The sequence below is a fragment of the Vibrio sp. VP6 genome (assembly GCF_028823755.1).
Lineage (GTDB): Bacteria > Pseudomonadota > Gammaproteobacteria > Enterobacterales > Vibrionaceae > Vibrio > Vibrio parahaemolyticus.
In genome coordinates, this window is record NZ_JAPEID010000151.1 from 1 (window position 1) to 1,010 (window position 1,010).

A 1,010-nucleotide genomic window follows, 5' to 3' on the forward strand; every position below is an offset into this window, starting at 1 on the left:
AACACTTTAATTAACATGAAATTCAATAGGCCAGATGCGTAAGCGAGCAACGACAGAGACGCTTGGTGCACATCTTGTGGAGAGAACTCACCGCGCATAAATAGCACCATCAACATCGGCTTCGCCAACGCCATCAAACCCAACATCGCCGGAATCCCGAGCAGCGTTACCATGCGAACGCCCCAATCCATGGTATGTGCAAAACCTTCGCTCTGCGAGTCCACATGTTTACGAGACAGCGCAGGCAAAATCACCGTCGCAATCGCAATACCAAACAGCCCCAGCGGGAACTCCAACAAACGATCGGAATAATACAACCAGCTGATTGAGCCAGTTTGTAGAAAGCTGGCAATAAAAGTATCAAATAGCAGGTTGATTTGACTGACAGAGACGCCAAACAAAGCGGGAATCATCAACGTGCGGATTTTTACCACCCCAGGATCGCGCCACCCCCACTTAGGCTTAACCATCACGCCCGCTTTAATAAGGAAAGGAATTTGGAATAAGAACTGAACCAAACCACCTAAAAACACACCGATAGCCAGACCGATTTCCGGTTGAGACATCTGTGGCGAAATAAACCAAGCCGCCAGAATGATCATGACATTCAAAAAGACCGGAGTGAATGAGGAGACGGCAAACTTGCCGAGTGTGTTAAGAATGGCTCCGGAAAGCGCAACAAAAGTGATGAACCATAAATAAGGGAAGGTAATTTTGAGCATCAGACTGGCTAGCTCAAATTTCTCTGCGGCCGGCCCACCATGCATCCAATCTAAAAACCAGCCAAAACCAAACAGCGCGGTTACCACACCAGAGCCCAGCACGCCCAGCACGGTAACAATAGAGACAATAACCCCTAACGTACCGGCAGCACGAGCAATCAACTCGCGTGTTTTATCCATATCACCTTGAGCGTGATTCTCCGTTAAAACGGGGACAAACGCTTGAGAAAAAGCCCCTTCAGCAAACAAACGTCGTAAGAAATTCGGAATTTTGTTGGCGAAGAAAAA

The 1,010-nt window shown here is 47.9% G+C and carries 1 protein-coding gene; it reads right to left on the bottom strand.

All coding sequences use genetic code 11. The annotated features are described in order from the left end of the window. A partial coding sequence (murJ, locus tag OU793_RS24595; RefSeq protein WP_274647914.1) for a murein biosynthesis integral membrane protein MurJ occupies nucleotides 1-1,010 on the bottom strand: 1,010 nt, incomplete at both ends.